Origin of the sequence: Thalassobacterium maritimum, from assembly GCF_031127805.1 — a bacterium.
GTDB classification, from domain to species: Bacteria; Verrucomicrobiota; Verrucomicrobiia; order Opitutales; family Coraliomargaritaceae; genus Thalassobacterium; species Thalassobacterium maritimum.
Window position 1 is genome coordinate 1 of sequence record NZ_JARXHW010000118.1, and the last position, 2,073, is coordinate 2,073.

Sequence of the window (2,073 nt, forward strand, 5' to 3'; positions counted from 1 at the left end):
AGTTCCGCAAAATCGACCTCAGTCACCTATATCCACGCATTACCAAACCCATTGCATCACCACTCGGATCGCAGACAACTTGGACACCGTTCTAATATGGTTAATTTAATATACGGTTAATTTAAGATACTCGTGAAGGCGCTGCCAAAGAAAGCTTGCTATTTCTTAAGAAGAACGTCTTTCTCCCGCCCCTTCTGGCAGATGCGCGAGGTCGCGTAGCGCCAACTTGTTTCGGTCCGTCATCGATGAGCGGTTGATTTAAGCAACAAACAACTGTCATCGATTGCTCCCGCGCCTGCAATTTTTCAAATGGCGCACTCTATACTATGTCCGAAATTACATTTCAGGATCTTGCTTTGGCGGATCCGATCCAACGTGCACTCAAAGCGAAGGGCTACACTACGCCTTCTCCCATCCAAGCAAAAGCAATTCCAGTCTTACTGGAAGGCCACGACCTGCTCGCCTGCGCGCAAACCGGCACCGGCAAGACCGCCGCCTTTGCACTGCCCGTGCTCGACGGCTTTGCCCGTAACCCACGCAAGCCCTTCCGTCGCGGCGTGCGCTGCCTAATCCTCACCCCGACTCGTGAGCTAGCAGTGCAAGTCACCGAAAGCTTTAAAACCTATGGCGAAGGCCTCGGGCTGAAAGTAGGCATGGTCTTCGGAGGCGTCTCTGAGAGACCCCAAATTAAAGCACTTTATGGCGGCCTGGACATACTCGTTGCCACCGTCGGTCGCTTATTAGACTTAAAACAACAAGGCCACATCGACATCTCACAGGTCGACACCTTCATCCTAGACGAAGCCGACCGCATGCTGGACATGGGCTTCATCCGCGACATTCAAAAGATTGCCGCCGCCATCCCACAGCAGCGTCACACTTTACTCTTCTCCGCCACCATGGCGCCCGAGATCACCAAACTCGCCAACGGCCTGTTGCACAATCCCAAGGAAATACGCATCGCGCCACAAGGCACAACTGCTGAGAAGATTGATCAACACGTGCTCTTCGTCAAAAAAGCAGACAAACAAAACCTGCTGCTCGACCTCATTCAAGAACACCAGGCCAATGCCAATAATCAAGAGTTGAGCCTTGTTTTCAGCCGCACCAAACACGGCGCTAAAAACTTAGCTCGCAAACTCTGCAGCCTCGGCATCGAAGCCGACTCCCTGCACGGCAACAAATCACAGAACGCACGTCAAAAGACGCTCGACCAATACAAAAAGGGCGAAGTTCGAGTACTGGTGGCCACCGATGTGGCCGCGCGCGGTATCGACGTTAAAAACATCACACTCGTGATCAATTTCGACCTGCCGATGGAGTCCGACGCCTACGTGCACCGAATTGGTCGCACAGCCCGCGCCGGTACCAGCGGCAAAGCACTCTCCTTTTGCTCCGAAGATGAAGTCGCACTCTTACGTGAAGTTGAAAAACTAATCAAGCGCAGCGTGCCCGTGTATTCCCACGAATACCACGCCGCTCAGATTGAGCATCACCACACCAGCGGCGCTCCCGCACAAAAGCCCAAGCAAGGCGGCGGAGGCGGCGGACGCGGCGGCAACCGTGGCCCTCGCGGAGGTGGCGGCGGTGCCCGCGGCCCACGCGGCGGCGGAGGCGGCAACAGTCGTGGCGGTCCACGCAAGAGCAACCCAAACGGCCCACGTGGCGGCGGTGGTGGCAAGCCCAGAAGCGCAGGCGCCTCAGGCAGCAGCCCACGCCCCCAAACTGCCAGCACAGCAAGTAGCGGCGGCAACAGCGGTCAACGCAGTAACCGCAGCCGTGGTCGCAATCGTTAAAAAATGAATGACAAGCGTCCAGCTTATCATTCATTTTAGGCGAGAGTTAAAAAAGTAGTGACGAGCTTCCAGCTTGTCGTTCATGCTAGATAACAAGCATAGGAAATGCGGGTATGGTGTAGTGGTAACACGTGACCTTCCCAAGGTTGAGCTGAGAGTTCGATTCTCTCTACCCGCACCATGCTTCGCTCTTCGAGCTACGCATGGCACAGCCCTTAGCACAACGTGGGAGCTTCGCTCTTCGAGCTACGCATGGCACAGCCCTTAGCACAACGTG

General features: G+C 55.1%; 1 protein-coding gene and 1 tRNA gene. Both read left to right on the forward strand.

Going from position 1 to position 2,073, the window contains the following annotated elements; translation table 11 throughout:
- The first annotated feature begins 326 nt into the window (after positions 1 to 326).
- On the forward strand, positions 327 to 1,796 hold the full coding sequence (locus QEH52_RS19400; RefSeq protein ID WP_308952613.1) for a DEAD/DEAH box helicase: 1,470 nt from the start codon (positions 327 to 329) through the stop codon (positions 1,794 to 1,796).
- Between the two features lie 107 nt (positions 1,797 to 1,903).
- A tRNA-Gly gene (locus QEH52_RS19405) sits at positions 1,904 to 1,977 on the forward strand.
- The last annotated feature ends 96 nt before the right edge of the window (positions 1,978 to 2,073 follow it).